Consider the following 24531-nt stretch of genomic DNA (forward strand, 5'->3'; position numbering starts at 1 on the left):
TATGGCTATTTTTACTTATACTCTAGGATCAAGTAAATCAGCCTTGATATATAAGATCAATTTTACTGATATCTTCATGATTATCAATTTTTATTGCAAAATAATTTACCCTATTAAAAGTGCAGAGCAAAACAAACTTAACGATAAATAGGGTAATCTTAGATAGAGGATTAAATGAACAATGCTAAATTTAGGATAATACTTAATTAAATAATTAAAGGCATTAGAGATGAGGAAAATTATTGCACTATCAAATGATTTAATAAATATAGATTAACACCTAAAGTTTATATAATAGATAAATAGGAAAAAATTTGTAACCTTTATAATTCCAATATTATTATTTTTTAAATAGAAATATTTTAGTGAGTTTTTAAATAATACAAAGAAAAGATAAATAATTTATAAATCAAGCGGTTACATTCATAGAAATATTTGCAAATTTTCTTAGAATTTAACCGCTTATATTTTGCTAGTTCTAGTAAATTATCCTACCCATACAAATTTTGCGATAAATAGTAGTGATACAACCAATACTGGGGCATTGATCTCTTTTGCACGCCCGGTTGCTAATTTCATTACACAGTAACTAATAAATCCGAAGGCAATCCCTTCCGTAATTGAGTAGGTAAATGGCATCATTGCGGTTGTGATAAAAGCGGGAGCAGCTTCCGTTAAATCGCTCCATTTTACTTCAATTAAACTTGATGCCATTAAAATACCGACAAATACCAATGCTCCAGCCGTTGCATAAGATGGTACAACACTAGCTAATGGTGAAAAGAAAATAGTTAATAAAAACAATAGCCCAACTACAATTGCCGTCAGCCCTGTACGCCCACCGACAGAGACACCTGATCCACTTTCAATATAAGTGCTAATTGCAGATGTTCCCATATAAGAACCGACCATTGCACTAACACTATCAACATACAATGCCTGCTTCATTTTCGGGAAACGCCCATTTTTATCCGTAAATCCCGCCTTATCTGTTACCGCAATAAGTGTGCCAGATGAATCAAATAGATTCACTAACATAAACGAAAAAATAATACCAAGTAATGCTGTATCAAAAGCCCCTGCAACATCAACTTGCCCAACGACTGAATCAAGGCTTGGTGGCGTTGAAATTACGCCATTAAACTGCACATTTGGGTCAATCCATAAAGCAAGTGCGGTAATCAATGTAATTGAAATCAAAACACCTGAATGAATGCCCCGAGCAGACAGTGTAACAATAATAAAGAATCCTAAAATACCGAGTAATACTGTTGGATCATGTAAATCACCTAGTGCAACCAATGTTGCGGGATTGGCAACGACTAACCCCATATTTTTTAAACCAATTAAGGCAATCAGTAAACCAATACCCGCACCAATCCCTACACGCAAAGCCAACGGAATTGCTGACATAAACCAATAACGCACTTGGAAAACTGTTAGCAAAAATAATCCAATTGAGCCTAAGAAAATAGCTCCCATTCCCACTTGCCATGAATAGCCTAATTTTTGAACCACCACAAAAGCAAAAAAAGCATTTAGCCCCATTGCAGGTGCAAGGGCAATAGGTAAGTTACTAAAGAGCCCCATTGCGATTGTTCCAAATGCTGCAATCAAACAAGTCGTTACAAACACAACTTGTGTGTCCATTCCTGCTACACCTAAAATAGACGGATTAACAAAAACAATATAAACCATTGTAAAAAAGGTCGTAATACCAGCAACAATCTCTGTTTTTACTGTTGTTCCTTTTTGTTTCAATTGAAATAATTTGTCTAACATAAAAATCCCCTAGTGAATTTAAAAACATATTCTAATCAAGGGATTAAAAAAAGGCAAACGTTTGCTTTTGTTTTTATAAATAAATTTTTCATAAAAAAACGCTTAGAGAATATCTAAGCGCTCAATATACTTACAGTTTTATAATCAGATTAATATTCCAATACCTGCTGTAATAATTCAATCGCTAAAAATGCAAGGCTAAAACGTTGCTCATCCGCCACACTCCAAAATTGAATTTTATTATCATTCTGTGCTAATAACTGACTAATTTGTAAACCATTTTGATCTTCATTTTCACCATTTTTGACCGCTGTCATCACTTGATTGTCGTTAAATGATATCCACCGTTGTGTTTGCCACTGCTCATTTAAAGTCGCCACATCTAACATATAATCTGATTTAACCGTTACCATTTGAGAAATACCATAAAAAACAGGTACTTGAATAGCGTGAAAGCTAACACAAGCGGTAAGATTTGGTAATACTTTTGCAAGTTGTAACTCAAAAGCACGAGAAAACGGTAAATTCGCTTCTTCTCCTTGAACATTCGCTGGAACGACATCAAAAGCTACACGAGGCTTGTCATCATCAAGCGGAATGCCATTCAATAATTGTGCCGTTTGTCCCGCAAGCTCACGCACCTTTTCATCACCAAAATAGGCAGAAGGTAAGAGTGAAGAAACAAAAACCTGCGAGATAGGCTGTGCTAACAACGGTTTCAATGCCAAAGCTAATTGGCTAATTTGTGGGTTTGCCAGTGCAACAATATTTCTCTCTCTCACATTAGCAATCATTTCATCATTCACGCTTGGCACAATAACTGGAACATTACTAATCAAAGCCGTAATACCATATAAATCAATCACTAAGCACCCAGCCTGTACTGCTTTCGCTAATAATTCCGCCTCTTTCATTTTTCCTGCAAACAAAACGTGGCTAAATTGCGACCAATCCACTTCTTCAACTGATAATTGTGGTACTGCTTTTGTTCCAAACCGTAAAGAATGTTCTTCGCCAAAACTTTCTAATTCAATAGCAGAAATCTTTTCAATCTTTAATTCGCTATTTTCTACTGCTTCTAATAATTTTTCTGCCAACAAAAAATCACTGGCGATCGCTAAGTGAATACTTGCCATTTTCTTTCTCTCTCATCAAAATAAACATCAATTCTACTCTTTTTCCCCTTTTTACGAAAGGATATGAACTAATAACACCTGTAATTAAGCGCTTAAAACAGTAACATATTCTATTTACCATTCTCCTATAAACACGATCCAAATAGTCATAATTTTGCCCGAGAAGTCGTAAAAAGAACTTGCATTTAATACTGAACAAGCATTCAGAACGCTACTTTGCAAGTATATTTCCCCAAAATATTATATGAATTTACCTAAAGTAAATCCTCTTTCGATTATTCCCAACCCATTGAGATTATGATATAGTTCTTCCCTATAATTTAGCGTATCATTCTCATCTAGTTAGGGAATGAGTTAATGCCCAAAGACAGAAAATGGCAAAACAAGATTCCGATTGCATTACACTGGATCTGTTTGAAAACCTGCCAAAAATTGGGCGGCCTCGTACCAATCCCCTTAGCCGAGAACAACAAATCCGAATCAATAAACGCAATCAGCTCAAACGAGATCGCTCCTCAGGGCTTAGACGAGTTGAGTTAAAATTGCATTCCGATTTAGTACATGCCTTAGAAGAGCAAGCATTTGCTCAAGGGCTTTCTCGTGGGCAGTTAATTGAACAGATATTACGTGATTATATCAATGATTAACACATTGATTTCATTATAAAAATAGGTAAATTTCAAATGGCAGTTGTTGGTTTATTTTACGGTTCAGATACCGGAAACACAGAAAATATTTCTAAAATGATCCAAAAACAAATTGGAGCAGAATTAATTGATATTCGTGATATTGCAAAAAGTACCCGTGAAGATATTGAATCTTACGATTTCTTACTTTTTGGTATTCCAACTTGGTATTATGGCGAATCTCAAGCTGATTGGGACGACTTTATGCCGACCTTAAAAGAGATTGATTTTAATGGTAAAGTTGTAGGCATTTTCGGCTGTGGCGACCAAGAAGATTATGCCGAGTATTTCTGTGATGCGATGGGGACAATACGAGATGTAATTGAACCAAATGGCGGTGTTATTGTTGGTCATTGGCCAACGGAAGGATACAGTTTTGAAGCCTCACAAGCTCTTGTTGATGAAACCACCTTTGTCGGTTTATGTATTGATGAAGATCGCCAGCCAGAGCTTACTGACGATCGAGTGGCTCGATGGTGTAAACAAATTTTTGATGAAATGTATTTGGCAGAATTAGCCTAATCCTACGACAACGATGGAGTAGAAAATGTCTGAAGAAAATATTAAATTACTAAAGAAAGTAGGGTTGAAAGTTACTGAACCACGGCTAACAATCCTTGAGTTGATGCAAAATATTCGTAGTGAAAAACAACATTTTTCAGCGGAAGATATTTATAAATTACTATTAGAACAGAAATCTGAAATTGGTCTAGCGACCGTTTATCGTGTATTAAACCAATTTGAAGAAGTTGAAATTTTGACTCGCCATAATTTTGACACTAACAAATCTGTCTATGAATTAAATCAACACCAAGAACATGACCATATTATTTGTATGGACTGTGGAAAAGTATTCGAATTTAAAGATCCTGATATGGAACGTCGCCAACGTGAAATTAGCCAAAAACACGGAATGGAATTAGCTAATCACAGCTTATATCTCTATGGCAAATGTAGTAACATTCAGCAATGTGATGAAAAAGAGAAAGAAAAGGATTAAATTCCCCTTTCTTATCACTATGTAACATTTATCAAGCGGTGAGATTTGCAAATTTTTTGCATATCGCACCGCTTACGTCTATTTAAAAGAATCAAATTTATGTCAGAAAATACCGTAGAAATTATCCCTGCAAAAGTACGCCCACCTCGTAAAATCTCACCTTTTTGGTTATTACCTTTAATCGCATTTCTCATAGGGAGCGTGCTCTTTTTTCAAATTTTACAAGAACAAGGCGAAAAAATTACTATTCGTTTCCAAGACGGTGCGGGTATTTCTGCGGGTAAAACAGCTATTCGATTCCAAGGGCTACAAATTGGTTTAGTCAAAAAAGTAAACTTTACTAACGCAATGCGTGAAGTCGAAGTAACCGCTGAAATCTCCCCTGAAGCTAAAGATATTCTGCGTAAAGATACTAAATTTTGGCTCGTTCGCCCCTCTGCGTCTTTAGCAGGTGTTTCAGGATTAGATGCATTAGTATCAGGCAACTATATCAGCTTACTACCAGGAGAAAGTAATGAAGAAGAAGACGAATTTATTGCTGAAACGGAAGCTCCACTTGTTCCCGTTAATGATGGCGATCTACTGATAAAACTAATTGCAGACGATCTTGGCTCTATTACCGTTGGTGCGAATGTCTATTTCCGTAAAGTGCCAGTTGGAACAATTGCTGATTACCGCTTTACTGATGATCAAAGAAAAGTTGAAATTGATGTTGTGATCAATAAGAAATATACACATTTAGTTAAACAAGATAGTCATTTTTGGAATATTAGTGGGCTGAAATTTAACGCAAATTTTAATAGCGGTATTTCATTAGAAATGGACAGCTTACTTTCAGTTGTACAAGGGGCTGTTGCCTTTGATTCTCCCGTTGATTCTGTTAAGGCAAAACAAGAGCAGACTTATCAACTCTTCTCTGATATAAAATCAGCTAAACGTGGCATTGAAGCTCATCTCAAAATTCCTACAAACATTGCTTTAAGTCCAAATGAAACAGCCCTGTTTTACCAAGGGGTTCAAATTGGTATTTTATCTAATCTAGAAACACCGCCAAATAATCAGGGAATGCGGCTAGGCACATTATTGATCGACCCAAACTATCAAGATCTATTACGATCACATTCGGCAATTGTATTAAAACAGCCAAAATTTAATTTAAATAAAGAACAATTAGAGAAATTTAGCGAGCTTTTCCGTGGCAATTATCTTGAGCTTATTGCAGGCGATGGCGAACCAAAGCTTGATTTTATTGTACAAAAAAATGAGGACTACCAGCTCAATCGCCCTGAAAATCTCTCATTTAGCTTAACTTCTCCACAATCTTATGGCGTGGATCAAGGACAAGGAGTTTACTACCACGATGTTAAAATCGGTGAAATCCTCAAACGTGATCTTACCATCAATAACGTAAAATTTAGTGTAATTATTTTCCCAGATTATCGTCATTTAATTGGTGAGAATAGCAAATTTATTACCGTTTCTAATCTTGATCTTTCCGTAGGACTAGACGGTTTCCACTTAAATGCCAGTTCTCCTGCACAATGGGTCCAAGGTGGAATACGCTTACTTGATGGTAACGCAACAGGCGAAGCTAAAACACAATATCCACTGTATAAAGATGTAGAAAGTGCAGAAAACGGAGTCATAACAACCGAAAAGAAAACAACTTTGACCCTTTCCGCCAAAGAACTTTCGGGCATTAGCCAAGGTTCGGTACTACTGTATCGCAATTTCCAAGTCGGCGAAGTGCTAAACATTCGTCCACAGAAAAATAATTTTGAGGTCGATATTTTTGTTGAACCAAAATACCGCCATTTAGTTAGTGAGCACAGCCGTTTTTGGATTGAACCTGCGGTACAAGTTGATCTTTCTGCTCGTGGCTTAAATTTACAGGCTTCTCCGCTAATGCGAACTCTAAAAGGGGCAATCAGCTTTGATAATAATGGGGCAAAAAACAATCGAACACTCTATGCTAATGTAGAAAAGGCTCATTCAGGTAATACTTATATTACTTTAACAGCAAAAGATGCGAGTAAACTGAGTGAAGGAATGCCATTAAAATATATGGGATTAACCGTAGGTAAAATTGAAACATTAACACTCGATAATGCAAAAAAACAGGTAAAAGCGACCGCTTTTATTAACGGTCAATACTATCCAGTCATTGCCAAAGCAGGCAGTAAATTCAGTGCAATTTCCCCTGAAATTAGCACCACAGGGCTAAAAAATCTTGATGCGGTGTTACAAAATTACATCAATATTCAAGTCGGTAATGGCAAAACACAAACGCAATTTGCACTGACAAATACAGATAATAGCTCAGTACAATTTACTTCAGGATTTCCAATTATTATTGAAACCAGTAATGCAAATGGTATCGTCGCCGATGCGCCTATTCTTTATCGTGGAATGCAAGTAGGTGCAGTGCAACGTTTAAGTTTAAGTGAACTCGGCGACAGAGTGCTGATTTATGCCAAAATTAGCAACCAATACCGCCATTTAGTCCGTAAAAATTCGCAATTTTGGGCAGCCTCTGGTTACACAATGGATATTAGCCTAAGTGGTGCGAGTATCAATTCAGGTACAATGTCGCAACTCTTAAACGGTGGTATTACTTTCTCAACACCATCTGGCACCGTTGTCCAACCACAAGCAGAGGCAAACCAACGTTTCCGCCTACAACGTAAAACCCCCGAAGGGGCGTTAGGCTGGGATCAGGGTGTCGCAGAATAGATATTCTGTCCAACAGAATATTGGAATTACCCTAAATGAAGAGTTAGGACTTGATGAAAAATCATTAACGGGTTGATACAACAAGCGGTCATTTGCAAAATTTTTTTGTATCGTACCGCTTGTTATAAAAAAACCGTAAAGGACGCAACAGCGTCCTTTGATCTATACACTTATTATTTACTCACTTAGGAAATGCAAAATGTTACACAAATTATTCGAATGGTTTGAAAATCGAATAGACCCCTATCCCGATAATGTCATTAAACCACCGAAAAAACACCTCCTTCCATTTATTTGGCAATCCACCAAAGGACTACGTCCTTACTTGCTTTTAGCTATTTTCTTCAGTGTTATCATTGGAATGATCGATTCTATTCTTTTCCAATTTATCGGAAATATCGTTGATTGGGTAAATAAATACTCACCTGCTGAACTTTGGGCGGAAAAAGGCGACGATATTATCAAAATTGTACTACTCGCTCTGCTCGGACTCATTGCTACTTACGCCTACGCAAGCCTTCGCTTTCAGAGTATGCAAGGGGTTTACCCAATGCGAATGCGTTGGTTTTTCCACCGCTGGATGCTAGGACAAAGTATGCGTTTTTACCAAGACGAGTTTTCAGGTCGTATTTCTGCAAAAGTAATGCAAACAGCGCTTGCTGTACGTGATGTAGTAATGACGTTCATCGAAATGGTCGTATATGTGAGCGTATTTTTTATAACATCTGGCGTTATTCTCGCTCAATTTAATAGCTGGCTTCTACTTCCTTTTGCTGTTTGGCTTATCTGTTTAGCCATTAGCATTTACTTCTTTGTACCTCGTTTAGCAGCTGCTTCACAACAACAATCAGATGCTCGTAGTTTAATGTCTGGACGTATTACCGATGCCTATTCAAATATTACGACCGTTAAACTTTTCTCACACGGTAAACGAGAATCTGAATATGTGAAAGAATCTATGCAAGAATTTATGGTAACCGTACACAAACAAATGCGGTTAGTTACTCAAATTGATCTCTTTACCTATGCCAACGGACTTATTCTCATTTTTATGACCGTAGGCATTGGGCTTTCTTTATGGTCGTTTGAATGGATTACTGCCGGTGCAATTGCGACCGCTACGGCACTTGCTTTGCGTTTAAAAGGGATTGCTCAATGGATTATGTGGGAATTTGCAGGGCTATTTGAACATATTGGTACAGTTCAAGACGGAATGGAAACACTTTCTAAACCCCATACCGTAGTAGATGACCAAAATGCGACAGCCTTACAGGTCCAACACGGTGATATAAAATTTGAACACGTTGATTTTGCCTATGATGAACAAAAACAACTCTTACATAACTTTAATTTACATATTAAACCCGGTGAAAAAGTAGGATTAGTAGGTCGAAGTGGTGCAGGGAAATCAACTCTAACGAATCTGCTTCTACGTTTCTATGATGTTCAGCACGGCACAATCACTATTGATGGACAAGATATCAGTAAAGTTAGCCAAGAAAGTTTGCGCTCACAAATCGGCTTAGTTACTCAAGACACCTCATTATTACACCGTTCTGTACGCGAAAATTTAATGTACGGTCGCCCAACAGCTACGGAAGAAGAAATGCTAGATGCAACCCGAAGAGCTGCAGCAGCGGAATTTATTCCACAACTACACGATGCACAAGGTAGAACAGGCTATGATGCACAAGTTGGCGAACGTGGGGTAAAACTTTCAGGCGGGCAGCGCCAGAGGATTGCGATTGCTCGTGTTATGCTTAAAGATGCTCCAATTCTCTTACTTGATGAGGCAACCAGTGCCTTAGATTCTGAAGTTGAGACGGCTATTCAAGAAAATCTGACTCAGCTAATGGGCGGTAAAACTGTTGTAGCAATTGCTCACCGTCTTTCAACTATTATGGCAATGGATCGCTTAATTGTGATGGATAAAGGGCGTATTGTAGAACAAGGCACTCATGAAGAATTACTTGCTCAGCATGGCATTTATGCAAAACTTTGGGCTCACCAAAGCGGTGGATTCTTGCCTGAATATGAATAACTGTCAGCCGATAAAATTACAAAAAGCAGGTAAATTTGACCGCTTGTGATCGTTCACTAACTATTTTTATCTGAACCGAAGTTTGCTACACTTCGGTTCTAATTTTATAGAGAGAAAAAAATTTGAAAGGTTTAGCAATTCGAGTAATGGCTGCTATTGCTTTGCTACTATGGGCTTGGGATATGAGCTTTCCGTGGCAAAAAACAATGCGAGCAGAACAAAATCATTATATGCAAATTCAAAACGATAAAGTGCTAAGAGTAGGAGTTATTAATCACCCTCTAGGCTATTTTGTTGGGGTAGAAGGTCATTCTGGCATTGAATATGATCTGGCAACTGCGTTTGCAAATTACTTGAATGTATCATTAAATATTACCTCTTTTGATACCAGTGCAGCACTATTTAATGCTCTAAAGAATAATGAGATTGATATTGCTGCTGCCGGGCTACTTTATCAACCAGAGCAGGCCAAACAATTCCAAATTGGAGCAAGCTACTATTCAACTTCGTGGCAAATTGTCTATAAAAAAGGGACACAACGCCCCTATAAAATTGACGATCTCAATGCCGAATTGCTTGTATCATCAAGCTCTTCCGTGCTCCCTTTGCTACAACAACTACAAGCCACTCACCCTCAATTACGTTGGAAAACAACCGATAAATTCACGCAAGAAGAGTTGTTAATCCAAGTAGCAGAAGGAAAAATCCCTTACACCGTTGCAGTTTCTGTCGATATTTCTGCAGCCCAGCATATCAAACCTGAAATTGCAGTGGGCTTTGACCTAACAGATGAAGCTCCCGTTGTTTGGTATTTACAAAACAGTGCATATAGCGAATTACAAGCCGCTGTACTTGAATTTATGAATCAAGCTAATGAAAATAGTACAATTTCACGCATTGAAGAGAAATATTTTAACCATTTATCCAATTTTGATTACGTTGATACTGCAAGCTATCTGCGAGCAATCGAAAATACTTTACCGAAATACCAACCTCTTTTTGAAAAATATCAAGGGGAACTTGAATGGCAAATGTTAGCCGCAATTGCTTATCAAGAATCTCATTGGGATCCTTCTGCCACCTCACCTACAGGGGTAAGAGGCATAATGATGCTAACCCGGAATACGGCTGAACGAATGAATGTACAAGATAGAACAAACCCTGAACAGAGTATAAAAGCGGGGGCGGATTATTTACATTTGCTCATTAACCAACTACCAAATAGCATTGTTCCCGAAGATAGAATTTGGTTTGCATTAGCGGCTTACAATATGGGGCTAGGGCATTTAATTGATGTTAGACGTTTAACCAAACAGCTAGGTGGCAACCCCGATAATTGGCTAGATGTGAAAAAAAACTTGCCTTTATTGGCAGAAAAACGTTATTACAATAGTTTAAAATATGGCTACGCTCGAGGTTTTGAAGCATTTAATTATGTTGAGAATATTCGCCGCTATTATCATAGCATTATCAACTATCAACGGATTAAAGAACGAGCATTAGAAAAAGAAGAGCAACCACAAGAGCTTTAATCAAAATTAAATTAACCACTGACAAAATCTACCACATCAACAATGTAAAAATACAATAGTAAGAAGGTAAAGAAATGATTAGAAAGAGAAAATTAAGACAACGAACTCGCCGTCTAAACAGTAATAAATCACACCGTATTTTACGGCTTTATCGCTTAAAACGGCGGATTTCAAATCGCCACCGTATCGGCTTTGTTATTTTAAATCCTCAGCAATAAACGGTAAGCCAAATAATAATTTGGCCGCTCCAATTTACATAGAAAAAGAGGCGTTGCCTGCAATTTTTAACTAAACGCACCGTTTTTTCTTTGCAACGAGTAAATAAAATACTTTTGGCACATCTTCAGGATTACGTGCCGAAAAGCCATTAAGTGCTTATATGATTAATATTTTGTTCTATTTAGCGGAAAGCTTACAAGTAACATTAATAAATTAAAAAACAAATTGCTAACAAAATATTGATTTACTAATTTCTATTTACTGAAAAGCTTTTAACGATATTTATCTAAAAAACGATAATAAGGGATACCAATTTTTAAGGCTAATTTCTTAACCCATTTCCCACCGTAAACACTTGGAACTTTAAACTGCTCAAATAAACGTAAACGTTCTTCGTTACCATCAATTGCTTCTGCAATCACTCTGCCAGCAAGTCCTGTCAATGCCACGCCGTGTCCAGAAAAACCTTGAGCAAAATAAATATTTGATTTCAATTTGCCGAAATGCGGCGCTGAATTAAGGGTCATATCAATCGGCCCACCCCAGCCATAGTCAATACGTACATTTTCTAGCTGCGGAAAAACATATAACATATTTTGACGCATTTTTTGCATCATATCGACATTAGAGCTGGAATCACTGCCAAATAATAAGCGGTTATCTGCAGTTAAACGATAGTAATCTAGTAAGCGGTTATTATCACAGACTGACATACCGTTATTAATTACACTGTCTGCTATATTTTGATCAAGTGGCTCTGTGGCAATAATAAAACTTTCTACGGGCAGAATTTTTCGAGCCAGTTTTACTCCAATTTTTTTATTCAACTCTTCATCAATATAGGCATTGACGGCTAATACTACATTTTGTACGGTAATTTCAGCTTGAGGCGTAATAATTTTCGCTTGTTGCTCATTTGAACGAATATCAAGGGCAGGCGTATGCTCATAAATTTCTACACCTAGAGTGTGAGCAGCTCGTGCAAGTCCTAAGCAATAATTAAGCGGATGTAAATGCCCTGATTGTGGGTCATACAATGCCCCACAATAAATTTCACTGCCCAAATGTTGCTGAAGTTTTTGCTTATCCCATAAAGTCATTACGGAATAACCAAATAGCTCCCGAGCAGTTTTTTCAATAGCAATTAAATCCCCTAAACGGCGAGAATTTAACGCTAATGTTGCATAACCTTTTTTCCAATCACACTGAATTTGATATTTATTTACACGCTCATCAATAATGTCAATCGCTTCTAACGACATTTCCCAAAGTTTACGCACATTATCAATGCCCATTTGTTCAACATATTCATCAATGCCTTCCTCAAAGCCATTGATAGCCTGCCCGCCATTACGTCCAGAAGCGCCAAATCCAACTCTAGCCCCTTCAATTACCACAACTTTTTTACCTTTTTCAGCTAATTCAATCGCTGTTGAAAGCCCTAAAAAGCCTGCACCGATAATGCAAACATCCGCAGAAATATTGTGAGTTAATGGAGAATATTTAACATTCTCATTACGGGTGTCAGAATAGTAAGTACGAATATGTTCTTGATGTGCAAAATTTAGCATAATTATCGTTTAAACTTAGGTAATTTATTTAAGAAATGAATTAGATATTTGAATAATATGTGAAATGGCGCACCCGAGAGGATTCGAACCTCTGACCGCTCGGTTCGTAGCCGAGTACTCTATCCAGCTGAGCTACGGGTGCGTATTTGATAAGAAACGTTTACTTTAACTTAGTATTTATTGCTACCATTTATTCTTGATAGATAAAAAATAAATGGCGCACCCGAGAGGATTCGAACCTCTGACCGCTCGGTTCGTAGCCGAGTACTCTATCCAGCTGAGCTACGGGTGCGTGATAAAGTAAATGGCGGTGAGAGAGGGATTCGAACCCTCGATGGAGTTTTTGACCCCATACTCCCTTAGCAGGGGAGCGCCTTCAGCCTGCTCGGCCATCTCACCACTCACTGTGTCTGTGGGCGTGAATATTACTATTTTATAAAAATATGTCAAACGCTTTTTTGGAAAAATTTTACTACTTGCCTAGATAGTCGCCAAAGTGATGTATTTTTGCAAATCTTATTAAAAATTTACTCAAATATCATCACCTTATCTTTAGTATCTTCTCTTTTTAGCTATTTCAACAAAAACCAATACTAATCTCGAAAATTATTAAATTGGAAAGGTTGCCCTAAATTTGCATTTTTTACTAACGAAATTACCGCTTGAAGATCATCTCGTGATTTTCCTGTTACACGTACCTGCTCTCCTTGAATTTGGGTTTGAACCTTCATTTTGGCATCTTTCACTAATTTAGTAATTTTCTTAGCCATTTCAGTTTCAATTCCTTGCTTAAGCTTAATTTCTTTACTATATAATTTACCGTGATGTTCACTTTCACTTGGAATATCTAATGAGCTATGCTCAATTCCCCGCTTAATACAAGCCCCCATTAAAATTTCATTTAACTGTTCTAATTGGAAATCTGACTCCGAAGTAATTTTAATACTCTCATTTTTTTCATTTAGCTCAATAACTGCCTCAACGCCACGAAAATCATAGCGTGTACTTAACACACGATTTGCATTTTCTACCGCATTACGTACTTCGTGCATTGTAATTTCAGAAACAATATCAAAAGATGGCATTCTATTTTCCTTCTAATTCCATAAATAAATTTTTTGCATTTAATAATACTATCAATGCGGTTAAATCACCAAAGTTTACCACATTCTTCGCTTGTGCTTGAACTTTAGGTTTTGCGTGTAAAGCAACTCCAAGACTTGCCACTTGTAACATTACCAAATCATTCGCACCATCACCCACTGCAACCCATTGATTTTGAGGTATTTCATACTGTTCGGCTAACTGTTTAAGACTCTCTGCTTTATAAATTGCATCAACAATACTCCCCTTAACTTTACCCGTTAATTTGCCATTTATAATTTCTAATTGATTAGATACTGCAGCATCTAGCTTATATTTTTGTTGAAGATAATCAGCAAAATAATTAAATCCCCCCGAGGCGATTGCCAACTTCCATCCCTTACTCTGCAAAATTTCAACCATCTGCTCAAAACCATCCATAAGCGGTAGGCTATCACGTACTTTTTGCAAAATTATTTCAGGTGCATCTTTCAATGTTGCCACTCGTTTTCTTAAACTCTGCTCAAAATCAAGCTCGCCTTGCATTGCGCTTGCCGTAATTGTGGAGACCATTTCACCTGTTCCCGCCAATTTAGCAATTTCATCAATACACTCAATTTTAATTGCCGTAGAATCCATATCCATAACAAGTAACCCCATCTGCTCAAGATCGGGAATAATATCTAGATCACTAATATCACAGGCCATCAATGACGCATTTTGCTTAATATTCTCAGTCAGAGGCTGATCAAAAAATGCAATTTGATAATCCAAATAACAGCATATACCCAATAAATTTAGTGCATTTTGTTGCTGAAATTCAGTAATTTTTTCTGTCGAAAGTGTTTTTGAATAGATAAAAAATGGCATTCTTACACCTAATTAGTTAAGCCTTTTAAAATAATAAAAAAATAAAACGGGAATGTCCACGCTCCTTTTCTTGTTACGTACAAATTTACAAGCTAGAATTAGGCTCAGCATTTTCATAATGGTAACAACAGAAATTATGCAAAAAATTAGCAGAAAAATGTGGAAAATGGGAATTTTAGCCAGTGTAATGATTACTTGCCTGCTAACTGTGTCATTAATTATCACCAGTATCAATCATTTTAAAATTGGCTCACAACTAGCAGGGATCAACCAAGTTGCGAATCTTTCACACTTACTGGTTCGCCAACAGGCTAAGCTCTTCTCACTAATGCTAATCCGCAATGCTAAAACAGAAGAACTGGCTGAAGCCTTAGATACATTTTCAAAAGAAGAGTTTGTAATAGATGCAACCCTTTATGCTCCAACGGGTATACTCATTGCACAAAGTCACAATACGCTCAAATTTACTCCAACCTCACAAGATATGTCTAACAAGCAGACTCAACAAATCGTAGAACCTATTTTATCTCAACAAAACCTTGTTGGTTTTTTACGGGTTACATTTGATTCACAATATGGGCAAACAACACAAAGCAAAGTGAATGATCTCTTTCATCTTCTCTATGGAGAGCTAATCATCTTATTTCTTACGGGTGGGCTTTTTATCAGCTGCTTTTACTATTTCACTCACAAGCGAGTACATATTATTCATACGCCATTGAAACTGGCACAAGCCGAAAATAAAAGCCAAACCCAGCGTTTTCACTCTCGCCGTCGTGCTTTTGGGCGTAAATGATTGTAATTCCGTCAAGTGAGAGTATAATATCTAACTGTTTTTGCCGAATGGCATACTTATATCATTCATAATCAGAGGAATAAATGGCTAAAGAAGATTGCATTGAAATGCAAGGTACAATTTTAGAAACCTTACCAAATACAATGTTTCGTGTGGAATTAGAGAACGGACACGTTGTAACTGCTCATATTTCAGGAAAAATGCGTAAAAACTATATTCGTATTTTAACAGGGGATAAAGTAACCGTTGAGATGACCCCTTACGATCTAACTAAAGGTCGCATTATTTTCCGTGCAAGATAATTAACCTAGAAATAACAAACGGAAGCAAACTGCTTCCGTTTTGTTTTACTGCAAGCCTTAAAGAGACTCAGCTCGTTCTGGTAATAATACAGGAATATCATTTTCAATGGGGTATGCAAGCTTTGCTTCCCGACTCACCAAACGGTTATTTTCTTTGTCCCACTCCAATTTATTATGGGTAATCGGGCAAGCAATTGTCATCAATAATTTTTCATTCATTTTATTTTCTCACTAAATTAAGAATAGGCTCAAGTAAACAAGCGGTTGATTGCTCGGAAAATTTTGCAGAAACAGGAACACACCACCAATTTTCTTGAGCAAATTCAGTACATTTTACCGCATCTTTTTCTGTCATCAATAATGGAATCCCCCCCATAGATAATGGATCAAGCATCTCTTTTGTATAAGACTGATGATCGGCAAAACTATGCTGTTGATACAATGAAATTCCATAGTTTTCTAGCATTGAAAAAAAGCGTGGAGGATAGCCAATACCCGCTAATGCAACGACCTTTTGTGCCGTAAAATCTACCAAAGGTTTAGCTTGCCCTGTTTTTAAATTGATAGCATTATCTGGTAGAAGTTGCATTAAATGTTCATTCGCAACATTTGCACTTTTTCCATTGCAAATCACCGCTTGTACCGACTGTAAACGGCTAGGCAATTCTCGTAACCCGCCAGCAGGCAAAACAAAGCCATTGCCAAATAAACGCTCACCATCAATCACCACCCACTCAATATCTCGATCTAATGCGTAATGCTGTAAACCATCATCGGCAATAATTAAATCCAAAGAAAAATGACTTAGTAAGAGCTCAATACTTTGCTGACGATTAGGTGAAATAGCCACAGGAGCTTTGGTTCTTTGTGCAATCAATACAGGTTCATCACCCATAAGTTCAGGATCACTCTCGGGAGTAATTAATTGAGGAAACTGCTTATTTTTCCCGCCATAGCCACGAGAAATCACCCCCACCTTGATCCCTCGTTGTTGTAATTGTTCAACTAACCAAACAACAACAGGCGTTTTACCATTTCCACCGACTGAAATATTCCCCACAATCAACACAGGCACAGGAGAACGGTAAGATGAGAAGATTTTCTTACAATATAACCAACGGCGAAATTGGCTAACTAACCAAAAAAGCAGCGAGAAAGGGGCCAATAGCCAAGTAATAATTGTTCGAGATTGCCAAATTTTCATATAATCTATAAAAAATAAAGGCAACAAAATTGTTGCCTAATGAATATTATTCCACTTTTGGTTTTTCGCCTTTTTCTACACAAGCTTTACCCACAGTGACTTTTTTAGCATTCAATGAAGGGAGATCATACATTGTATCTAACAATAAATCTTCGACAATAGAACGTAAACCACGAGCACCCGTTTTACGAGAAATTGCTTTTCGTGCAATTTCAATCAACGCATCTTTAGTGAATTTCAGCTCAACACCTTCCATTTTGAATAACACTTGATACTGTTTGATAATCGCATTCTTAGGTTCAGTTAAAATTTGAATTAATGCAGCTTCATCAAGTTCTGCAAGCGGCGTAATAACCGGTAAACGCCCTATTAATTCAGGAATTAAACCAAATTTTACTAAATCTTCAGGCTCTACTTGCTTAAATAATTCCGTGAGTGCTTGACGATCTTTATCTTTTTTCAATTCTGCACCAAAACCAATACCACCTTGTTTATTCGTACGGGTCTCAATGATTTTATCTAAACCTGCAAAAGCACCACCACAAATAAATAAAATTTTAGATGTATCAACAGGAATTGTCTCCTGTTTCGGGTGCTTACGTCCGCCTTGCGGATTGATATTTGCGACTGTTCCTTCCACTAATTTCAACAACGCTTGTTGGACACCCTCACCAGATACATCTCGAGTAAGCGATGGATTTTCCGATTTACGGGTAATTTTATCAATTTCATCGATGAAAATAATACCACGCTCTGCTTTTTCAGGATCGTAATCACATTTCATCAATAATTTTTGAATCACATTTTCAACATCTTCCCCTACATAGCCTGCTTGGGTTAATGTTGTCGCATCAGCCACGGCAAACGGGACATTTAAACGATTCGCAAGGCTTTCAGCTAACAAGGTTTTACCGCTTCCTGTTGGGCCGATAAGTAAAATATTACTTTTCCCTAACTCTACTTTTTCATCATCTTGGTTAGGTAAAAATGCATTACGCAAGCGTTTATAATGATTATAAACTGCCACCGAAAGTACCTTTTTAGCGTGATCTTGCCCAATAACATAATCATTTAAATAAGCGTGAATTTCGTGGGGAGTTGGGACTTTATCAAAAAAGCCTACTTCTGCGTCTTGTATATCACCTTCTGTTAAAATCTCTTCATCGCCATTCAATAACGCATAAGATTCTTCAATACATTCGTTACAAATATGCCCTTCTGTTCCTTCAATTAAGGCATCAACTTCATTACGGCGTTTACCACAAAAACTACAATGTGGCTCTTTTTCAATTTTACTCATTATTTATTATCTCTATGTGTAACCACTTTATCGATTAAGCCGTAGGCTTGGGCTTCTTCTGCTGACATAAAATTATCACGATCTGTATCTTTTTCGACTTTTTCTAATGGCTGCCCTGTATGCTCTGCCATACGCTGATTTAAGGTTTGCTTAATTTTTAAAATTTCTTGAGCGTGGATCTGAATATCAGACGCTTGACCACGGAACCCACCTAATGGCTGATGAATCATCACGCGTGCGTGAGGAAGTGCAAAACGTTTGCCCTTTGTCCCAGCAGAGAGTAAAAATGCTCCCATTGAACAGGCTTGTCCAATACACACGGTACTCACATCAGGTTTGATAAAATTCATTGTATCGAAAATTGCCATTCCCGCAGTAACTGATCCGCCTGGGGAATTGATATATAAATGAATATCTTTTTCTGGATCTTCGGCTTCTAAAAAGAGTAATTGAGCAACAATTAACTTTGCCATTTCATCTTCCACACCGCCATTTAAGAAAATAATACGTTCTTTGAGTAAACGTGAATAAATATCGTAAGCACGCTCCCCTTTAGAGCTTTGCTCTACAACCATTGGAATAACTGACATTGCATTTCCTTAATATAAATAAGTTCTACCTAATAAATTCGGATAAGTTTAGCAAAATTTAGGGAATGTAGAAAGTAGCAAGAAATCAGGCTAAAATAGACTAATTTGTACTTACTGTGAATTCTATGTCTTTAAATGAAATCTATTCTCTTTTTAAAACGAGCAAATCTTGGGAAGAAAGACACCGCTTGTTAATTCAATTTAGCCGCCAATTATCTAAACCGAGTGAAGAAGAACTCGCTACCTTACCTGAAATTCACGGCTGTGAAAGTCGTTTATGGTTCAACTTTAGCCTTGAACCCCGTCAAATTTCAGCATATAGCGACGCTCGTCTAATGCAAGGTATTTTAGCTATTTTGAATATTGCTCTTTCTGAAAAAACGCTCGAACAGTTACAACAATTTGATATTCAAGCCTTGTTTGATGAGTTGCAACTTTCTCGACATTTAACCAGCACTCGTTTGAATGGTTTAAAACAAATTCAACAGATTGTTCAAACAACCGCTAACCAATGATTTCATTGCAAAAATTTATAAAAACGCACCGCTTGTAAAATTAAGGTAGCTTGATTAAGGCAATAATTTTTTCAGCTCTCTAGCTCTTGTTTGATCTAACTTTTCTAACTGATTAAGAAACTGAACTAATTTCTCATTATTTTTTGCCTGTAAAGCACATAATATTCGATTTTCTAATGTATCTGCTTGATGATAGTAGTGAGATTGGCTTTTTAAGGCTTGTTCAAATTGAATATCAGCAGCATCAAATTTCCCTTGCTTACATAAAAAAGTACCATAATTATTACGCACATCAGGACGAGGATGTTTATCTAATGATTGTGTTTTACTCAATTCAAGAGCTTGCTGATAACTAGCCTCCGCATTTTGTGGCTCTCCAATTTGCTGGTAATAATAAGCCTGAACAGAATAAGGTAGGTAATCATTTGAATCGTGTTTTATTGCCCTATCAATGTTTTCTTTTGCTTTTGGATAATCATTCTGTTCTAAATAAGCTAATGCTAAATTAACTCGTGCTTTAACCGCTTGTGAATGATTAAATTCACGTTGCTCAGAAGAAATAGAATTAACACAGCCACTTAAGTAACAAAGTACAATACAAGCGGTAAGATAACGTAAAAAAATTGCAATTTTCATTTGTTCTCCCAATAAAAAAGGGTGGAAACCACCCTTACCCTTAATTTATCAATGTGCTTTGACGCTAATACCTTCGCCAAATTTACGTTTTTCAAGAGTGCGTTTGGTTCTATCAATAACATCACCTGCAAGCTGTCCACAGGCTGCATCAATATCATCACCCCGAGTTTTCCGTACCGTAACGGTAAAGCCATACTCCATTAGCGTTTTCTGGAAACGATCAATACGCGTATTGGAACTTTTCGCATAAGGCGCTTCAGGAAACGGGTTCCACGGAATCAAATTAATTTTACTCGGCGTATTTTTTAACACTTCGGCTAACTGGTGAGCGTGTTCAATACTATCATTTACTTGATTAAGCATAACATATTCAATCGTTACTTTACCGTGATTTGCATTTGATACTTCGAGATATTTATTCACGGAATCAATCAACATTTTGATATTATATTTCTTGTTGATCGGTACAATTTCATCTCGTAATTCATCATTTGGGGCGTGCAACGAAATTGCTAACGCCACATCAATTTGCTCTCGCATTTTATCCAATGCAGGCACAACACCCGATGTAGAAAGGGTAACTCGGCGTTTTGATAGCCCATAGGCAAAATCATCTAACATAATTTCCATAGACGGAATAACATTATTCATATTAAGCAATGGCTCGCCCATTCCCATCATAACAACATTGGTAATCGGTCGTACGCCTGTTACACCAAAATTACCGACAATTTTTGATGCTCGCCAAACCTGCCCTATAATTTCTGACACACTCAAATTACGGTTAAAGCCTTGTTGTGCAGTTGAGCAAAATGTACATGCTAACGCACACCCTACTTGAGAAGAAACGCATAATGTTGCTCGATCATCTTCGGGGATATAAACAGTTTCTATCTGCTGATCACCAACCCACATAGCCCATTTGATTGTACCGTCTGCCGAACGTTGCTCTACTGCAACCTCTGGGGCTTTAATTTCCGCTACTTGTTTTAATTTTTCACGCAGTACTTTGTTAATATTCGTCATATTATCAAAATTATCTTCACCAAAATGGTAAATCCATTTCATTAATTGATCTGCACGAAAAGGTTTTTCGCCCATTTCAGCAAATAGCTCCCGCATCTGCTGGCGATTTAGATTTAATAAATTAATTTTCTCTTTTTTAGAGATTTCTTGTTCGCTTTGACAACCTACATTGGTTGCTTGAATCTGTTCAGACATTAAAAAGCCTCGTTATTACACGGTTTGTGGCAAAAGGTAAGTTTTGCATTGATAAAAAGAGTGCAAATTCTACTGATGTCCGCCTCATTAGGCTAGTAATTTTTACTTGCTTTGCAAAGTTGAAGATTGCAATTTCTCGATCACGATCGCAAAAAAGCTCACTGAATCGGTAAGCTTTCGGAAATTTTATTGAATTCGATTGATCAATTTAATATGATGAAAACAATTTATATTCTTATTTAACTCAGCTATAAGAACATCATATTCATAATTAACTTTCTTATATTTATTAAGAAACTCATTTGCACTCACATTCATTGATAATGTCATAAATATAAATACTAAAATTTTACTCATACATTAACGCATACCGCCATGCCAAGAACATGCACCTGATCCGCTTGACGTTAAGTAAGATCCATCACTACATCTTGATTTAATATTTGAATCGTAAGAGTTACGAATTGCATACGCTGATGCTGATAACGCAGTAAAAATAAGAATGAATGTAAGAATTTTCTTAAACATAAATTACCTCAATATAAAGTTAAAATATAAAAGATTATGTTTTAGTAACAACAACTAACTAAAACCATTTCGGTTTATATAAAAACTATAATGGTTGGCAACTAATTTTTCTCTTCGCTGATAATTTCAATATGAAAATTCAAACAGAAAAAGAAAAATTCAGCCAACGTCTTAAGCTAGCTATTTCTTCTGCCTATCCACAGCAAATGAAAACGAGCGAAATTGCGACTAAATTTAATCTTCAATATGAAAATGAAGCTGTTACGCCACAAGCTGTTCATAAGTGGTTAAATAGTTTAGCTATCCCTGCTAATGATAAAATTCAAACGCTGTCTAAATGGCTAAACGTAAAGCCTGAATGGCTAAGATATGGCACAACAGAAGAGAAAAGCTATTCAGCCGTTGATGATGTTTTAATTGAAATGATTAGTAAACTAAGCGAAGAACAGAAAGTATCGTTAGTACAATTTATTAGTGGATTTTATAAAAGTTAATTAAGAATTTATAGGTAAGGAAAGTTTAAAGTGGTGGGCGATACCGGTCTCGAACCAGTGACCCCCTCCTTGTAAGGGAGGTGCTCTCCCAACTGAGCTAATCGCCCACTTTAAAATAAAATAGATTCATTTTATTTATTAGCGGATATGTAAATCGTAAGTGGTGGGCGATACCGGTCTCGAACCAGTGACCCCCTCCTTGTAAGGGAGGTGCTCTCCCAACTGAGCTAATCGCCCACTTAGAATTTACATTTGGGTAGTTTGAAAAGTTGGTACTTTTAAAAAGTGGTGGGCGATACCGGTCTCGAACCAGTGACCCCCTCCTTGTAAGGGAGGTGCTCTCCCAACTGAGCTAATCGCCCTTTTCAAACTCTACAACTTGCGTTGCGTGTGGGCATTATAGGGATCTTTAAATTATCGTCAAACAATTTTTTACGAAATTTTCTTGTTCGCTGTTTTTTTCGCCCAAAGTAACAATATTTTGCTACTAATCCCTCATCATAAGAGTAAAATAGTTAGGATTTATACACTAAAAATTTAGAATCGCATATTAGGATTAATTAGGATAAAAAATGAAGATCTCTCCCCTTTTCCCATTAGACCCGAATGTAAAAGTTCGTACTCGTTTCGCACCTAGTCCAACAGGCTACTTACACGTTGGCGGAGCAAGAACCGCTTTGTACTCTTGGCTCTATGCAAAACATAACCACGGTGAATTTGTATTGCGTATTGAAGATACCGATTTAGAACGCTCTACACCAGAAGCGACTGCTGCTATTTTAGAAGGTATGGAATGGCTCAATTTAGAATGGGAACACGGACCATATTATCAAACTAAACGATTTGATCGTTACAACCAAGTAATCGATCAAATGCTTGAACAAGGGCTTGCTTATCGCTGTTATTGCTCTAAAGAACGGTTAGATGCACTACGAGCAGAACAAGAAGCAAGCAAAGAAAAACCACGTTATGATCGCTACTGTTTACATAATCCGCCGAAAGATATCAATGCCCCTCACGTTGTTCGTTTTAAAAACCCAACGGAAGGATCAGTAATTTTTGATGACGCCGTGCGTGGACGGATTGAGATAAGCAATAGTGAATTAGATGATTTAATTATTCGCCGCACAGATGGCTCACCAACCTATAACTTCTGCGTAGTCGTTGATGATTGGGATATGGGCATCACCCACGTTGTACGGGGAGAAGATCATATCAATAACACTCCACGCCAAATTAATATTTTAAAAGCTTTAAATGCACCAATTCCTGTCTATGCTCACGTTTCAATGATTTTAGGCGATGATGGACAAAAACTGTCAAAACGACACGGTGCAGTTGGCGTAATGCAATACCGTGATGATGGCTATCTTCCTGAAGCCTTAGTCAATTACTTAGTCCGTTTAGGTTGGGGACACGGTGATCAAGAAATTTTTACCCGTGAAGAAATGATTGAATTATTCAATTTAGAAGCCGTGAGCAAATCTGCTAGTGCTTTTAATACTGAAAAGTTGCAATGGCTTAACCAACATTATATCCGCACGCTTGATCCACATTATGTTGCTCGCCATTTAGAATGGCATATGCAACATCAAGGAATTGATTACCACAATGGTCCAGCACTCCCTGAAATTGTTACTGTGTTGGGTGAACGTTGCAAAACCTTGAAAGAGATGGCAACGGCAAGCCGTTATTTCTTTGAAGAATTTGATCATTATGATGAGAAAGCAGCTGCTAAAAATTTCAAAACCGAAGCGATTGCTCCCTTAACAAAATTATTTGAGAAACTGACCGCTTGTAATGAATGGAGTGTTGAAAATATCCACAATGCAATGGAACAAACAGCTCAAGAACTTGAGATTGGAATGGGGAAAGTTGGTATGCCATTCCGCCTTGCTGTAACAGGCTCTGGACAATCACCGTCAATGGATATTACGGCAAAATTAGTCGGTAAAGAACGAACACTTACTCGCATACAAAAAGCTATCACCTTCATTAAAGCTAACGTAAGCTAGTTTTTGACCACTTAATAGTTTGGTAAATTTTTATGATTGACAGTTTAAATCTAAACTCATATTATAAAACTATATAGGGGATATAGCTCAGTTGGGAGAGCGCTTGCATGGCATGCAAGAGGTCATCGGTTCGATCCCGTTTATCTCCACCAAATTTTAATCCGATTAGTTCTGCTAATCGGATTTTTTATAGCTACGCTTTTCCCATTTAAATTCTCTTAAATAGCTCAAAATAAAAGACTGGCAAAAGCCAGCCTTTTAATTGATATATTTTTAT

Annotated in this window: 23 protein-coding genes and 7 tRNA genes; 13 read left to right on the forward strand and 17 right to left on the reverse strand. The window is 37.1% G+C overall.

Annotated elements, in window-relative coordinates:
- Window positions 1–486: 486 nt before the first annotated feature.
- A complete protein-coding gene (locus A6B43_RS02510) occupies window positions 487–1782 on the reverse strand; it encodes an NCS2 family permease (RefSeq protein ID WP_124211732.1) in 1296 nt (431 codons plus the stop codon).
- Window positions 1783–1931: 149 nt separating this feature from the next.
- On the reverse strand, window positions 1932–2918 hold the full coding sequence (locus tag A6B43_RS02515) for an oxidoreductase (RefSeq protein WP_124211733.1): 987 nt from the start codon (window positions 2916–2918) through the stop codon (window positions 1932–1934).
- Between the two features lie 374 nt (window positions 2919–3292).
- Here A6B43_RS02515 and ybfE point away from each other — a divergent pair, with 374 nt between their 5' ends.
- The 7 genes from ybfE (at window position 3293) to A6B43_RS02550 (ending at window position 11128) form a co-directional block, all read left to right on the forward strand.
- Complete coding sequence (gene ybfE, locus A6B43_RS02520; protein ID WP_124211734.1) at window positions 3293–3565, forward strand: LexA regulated protein; 273 nt, start codon at window positions 3293–3295, stop codon at window positions 3563–3565.
- Window positions 3566–3601: 36 nt separating this feature from the next.
- On the forward strand, window positions 3602–4126 hold the full coding sequence (gene fldA / locus A6B43_RS02525; protein WP_124211735.1) for a flavodoxin FldA: 525 nt from the start codon (window positions 3602–3604) through the stop codon (window positions 4124–4126).
- Window positions 4127–4151: 25 nt separating this feature from the next.
- A complete protein-coding gene (gene fur, locus A6B43_RS02530) occupies window positions 4152–4604 on the forward strand; it encodes a ferric iron uptake transcriptional regulator (protein ID WP_124211736.1) in 453 nt (150 codons plus the stop codon).
- A gap of 99 nt (window positions 4605–4703) precedes the next feature.
- The gene (locus A6B43_RS02535) at window positions 4704–7337 is read left to right on the forward strand and encodes a PqiB family protein (protein WP_124211737.1); all 2634 of its coding nucleotides are present in this window, start codon (window positions 4704–4706) and stop codon (window positions 7335–7337) included.
- 199 nt (window positions 7338–7536) lie between these two features.
- Complete coding sequence (locus A6B43_RS02540; protein ID WP_124211738.1) at window positions 7537–9378, forward strand: ABC transporter ATP-binding protein; 1842 nt, start codon at window positions 7537–7539, stop codon at window positions 9376–9378.
- A gap of 122 nt (window positions 9379–9500) precedes the next feature.
- Window positions 9501–10910 carry a membrane-bound lytic murein transglycosylase MltF gene (gene mltF, locus A6B43_RS02545; protein ID WP_124211739.1) on the forward strand — a complete coding sequence of 470 codons (1410 nt, stop codon included), beginning with the start codon at window positions 9501–9503 and terminating at the stop codon, window positions 10908–10910.
- Window positions 10911–10984: 74 nt separating this feature from the next.
- The gene (locus A6B43_RS02550) at window positions 10985–11128 is read left to right on the forward strand and encodes a hypothetical protein (protein ID WP_170152444.1); all 144 of its coding nucleotides are present in this window, start codon (window positions 10985–10987) and stop codon (window positions 11126–11128) included.
- A gap of 273 nt (window positions 11129–11401) precedes the next feature.
- Here A6B43_RS02550 and A6B43_RS02555 read toward each other — a convergent pair whose 3' ends face one another.
- The 6 genes from A6B43_RS02555 to serB all read right to left on the reverse strand — a co-directional run bounded on the left by A6B43_RS02555 (window position 11402) and on the right by serB (window position 14653).
- On the reverse strand, window positions 11402–12700 hold the full coding sequence (locus A6B43_RS02555; protein ID WP_124211740.1) for an NAD(P)/FAD-dependent oxidoreductase: 1299 nt from the start codon (window positions 12698–12700) through the stop codon (window positions 11402–11404).
- A 65-nt stretch (window positions 12701–12765) separates the two neighbouring features.
- Window positions 12766–12842, reverse strand: a tRNA-Arg gene (locus A6B43_RS02560).
- Window positions 12843–12915: 73 nt separating this feature from the next.
- Window positions 12916–12992: transfer RNA gene (locus A6B43_RS02565), tRNA-Arg, on the reverse strand.
- A 13-nt stretch (window positions 12993–13005) separates the two neighbouring features.
- A tRNA-Ser gene (locus A6B43_RS02570) sits at window positions 13006–13099 on the reverse strand.
- A 194-nt stretch (window positions 13100–13293) separates the two neighbouring features.
- Window positions 13294–13785 (reverse strand): YajQ family cyclic di-GMP-binding protein, encoded by a 492-nt coding sequence (locus A6B43_RS02575; RefSeq protein WP_124211741.1) that lies wholly within the window; start codon window positions 13783–13785, stop codon window positions 13294–13296.
- 1 nt (window position 13786) lies between these two features.
- Window positions 13787–14653 (reverse strand): phosphoserine phosphatase SerB, encoded by an 867-nt coding sequence (gene serB / locus A6B43_RS02580; protein WP_124211742.1) that lies wholly within the window; start codon window positions 14651–14653, stop codon window positions 13787–13789.
- Between the two features lie 118 nt (window positions 14654–14771).
- Here serB and A6B43_RS02585 point away from each other — a divergent pair, with 118 nt between their 5' ends.
- Window positions 14772–15449: a YtjB family periplasmic protein gene (locus tag A6B43_RS02585; protein WP_237306917.1), complete on the forward strand. Its 678-nt coding sequence runs from the start codon at window positions 14772–14774 to the stop codon at window positions 15447–15449.
- An 83-nt stretch (window positions 15450–15532) separates the two neighbouring features.
- Window positions 15533–15751, forward strand: a complete 219-nt coding sequence (infA, locus tag A6B43_RS02590) for a translation initiation factor IF-1 (RefSeq protein ID WP_077557709.1) — start codon at window positions 15533–15535, stop codon at window positions 15749–15751.
- A 57-nt stretch (window positions 15752–15808) separates the two neighbouring features.
- Here the strand turns inward: infA and A6B43_RS02595 are convergent, their stop codons facing one another.
- Genes A6B43_RS02595 through clpP form a run of 4 tightly spaced genes read right to left on the reverse strand, consistent with a single transcriptional unit; the run spans window position 15809 to window position 18845 of the window.
- A complete protein-coding gene (locus A6B43_RS02595; RefSeq protein WP_124211743.1) occupies window positions 15809–15970 on the reverse strand; it encodes a Trm112 family protein in 162 nt (53 codons plus the stop codon).
- A 1-nt stretch (window position 15971) separates the two neighbouring features.
- Window positions 15972–16955, reverse strand: coding sequence for a tetraacyldisaccharide 4'-kinase (gene lpxK / locus A6B43_RS02600; protein WP_124211744.1), 984 nt, complete (start codon window positions 16953–16955; stop codon window positions 15972–15974).
- Window positions 16956–17001: 46 nt separating this feature from the next.
- Window positions 17002–18255: an ATP-dependent protease ATP-binding subunit ClpX gene (gene clpX / locus A6B43_RS02605; protein ID WP_124211745.1), complete on the reverse strand. Its 1254-nt coding sequence runs from the start codon at window positions 18253–18255 to the stop codon at window positions 17002–17004.
- Window positions 18255–18845: an ATP-dependent Clp endopeptidase proteolytic subunit ClpP gene (gene clpP, locus A6B43_RS02610; protein ID WP_124211746.1), complete on the reverse strand. Its 591-nt coding sequence runs from the start codon at window positions 18843–18845 to the stop codon at window positions 18255–18257. The genes clpX and clpP overlap by 1 nt, the downstream gene beginning before the upstream one ends.
- Before the next feature lie 125 nt (window positions 18846–18970).
- Here clpP and A6B43_RS02615 point away from each other — a divergent pair, with 125 nt between their 5' ends.
- The gene (locus tag A6B43_RS02615) at window positions 18971–19360 is read left to right on the forward strand and encodes a SufE family protein (RefSeq protein WP_124211747.1); all 390 of its coding nucleotides are present in this window, start codon (window positions 18971–18973) and stop codon (window positions 19358–19360) included.
- Between the two features lie 54 nt (window positions 19361–19414).
- Here A6B43_RS02615 and pilW read toward each other — a convergent pair whose 3' ends face one another.
- Together pilW and rlmN are read right to left on the reverse strand one after the other, a co-directional pair.
- Window positions 19415–19996: a type IV pilus biogenesis/stability protein PilW gene (gene pilW, locus A6B43_RS02620; protein WP_124211748.1), complete on the reverse strand. Its 582-nt coding sequence runs from the start codon at window positions 19994–19996 to the stop codon at window positions 19415–19417.
- A gap of 48 nt (window positions 19997–20044) precedes the next feature.
- Entirely contained in the window at window positions 20045–21217 is a 1173-nt protein-coding gene (gene rlmN, locus A6B43_RS02625) for a dual-specificity RNA methyltransferase RlmN (RefSeq protein WP_124211749.1), read from the reverse strand.
- Window positions 21218–21876: 659 nt separating this feature from the next.
- Here rlmN and A6B43_RS02630 point away from each other — a divergent pair.
- Window positions 21877–22239 carry a transcriptional regulator gene (locus A6B43_RS02630; protein WP_124211750.1) on the forward strand — a complete coding sequence of 121 codons (363 nt, stop codon included), beginning with the start codon at window positions 21877–21879 and terminating at the stop codon, window positions 22237–22239.
- 31 nt (window positions 22240–22270) lie between these two features.
- Here A6B43_RS02630 and A6B43_RS02635 read toward each other — a convergent pair.
- The 3 genes from A6B43_RS02635 to A6B43_RS02645 all read right to left on the reverse strand — a co-directional run bounded on the left by A6B43_RS02635 (window position 22271) and on the right by A6B43_RS02645 (window position 22601).
- Window positions 22271–22346 (reverse strand) — tRNA-Val (locus tag A6B43_RS02635).
- Between the two features lie 54 nt (window positions 22347–22400).
- Window positions 22401–22476: transfer RNA gene (locus A6B43_RS02640), tRNA-Val, on the reverse strand.
- A 49-nt stretch (window positions 22477–22525) separates the two neighbouring features.
- Window positions 22526–22601, reverse strand: a tRNA-Val gene (locus A6B43_RS02645).
- A 210-nt stretch (window positions 22602–22811) separates the two neighbouring features.
- Here A6B43_RS02645 and gltX point away from each other — a divergent pair.
- Both gltX and A6B43_RS02655 read left to right on the forward strand, forming a co-directional pair.
- A complete protein-coding gene (gltX, locus tag A6B43_RS02650) occupies window positions 22812–24254 on the forward strand; it encodes a glutamate--tRNA ligase (RefSeq protein ID WP_124211751.1) in 1443 nt (480 codons plus the stop codon).
- 76 nt (window positions 24255–24330) lie between these two features.
- Window positions 24331–24406 (forward strand) — tRNA-Ala (locus A6B43_RS02655).
- Window positions 24407–24531: the final 125 nt, after the last annotated feature.

It is taken from the genome of Vespertiliibacter pulmonis (genome assembly GCF_013377275.1).
In the GTDB taxonomy this organism is placed as follows: domain Bacteria; phylum Pseudomonadota; class Gammaproteobacteria; order Enterobacterales; family Pasteurellaceae; genus Vespertiliibacter; species Vespertiliibacter pulmonis.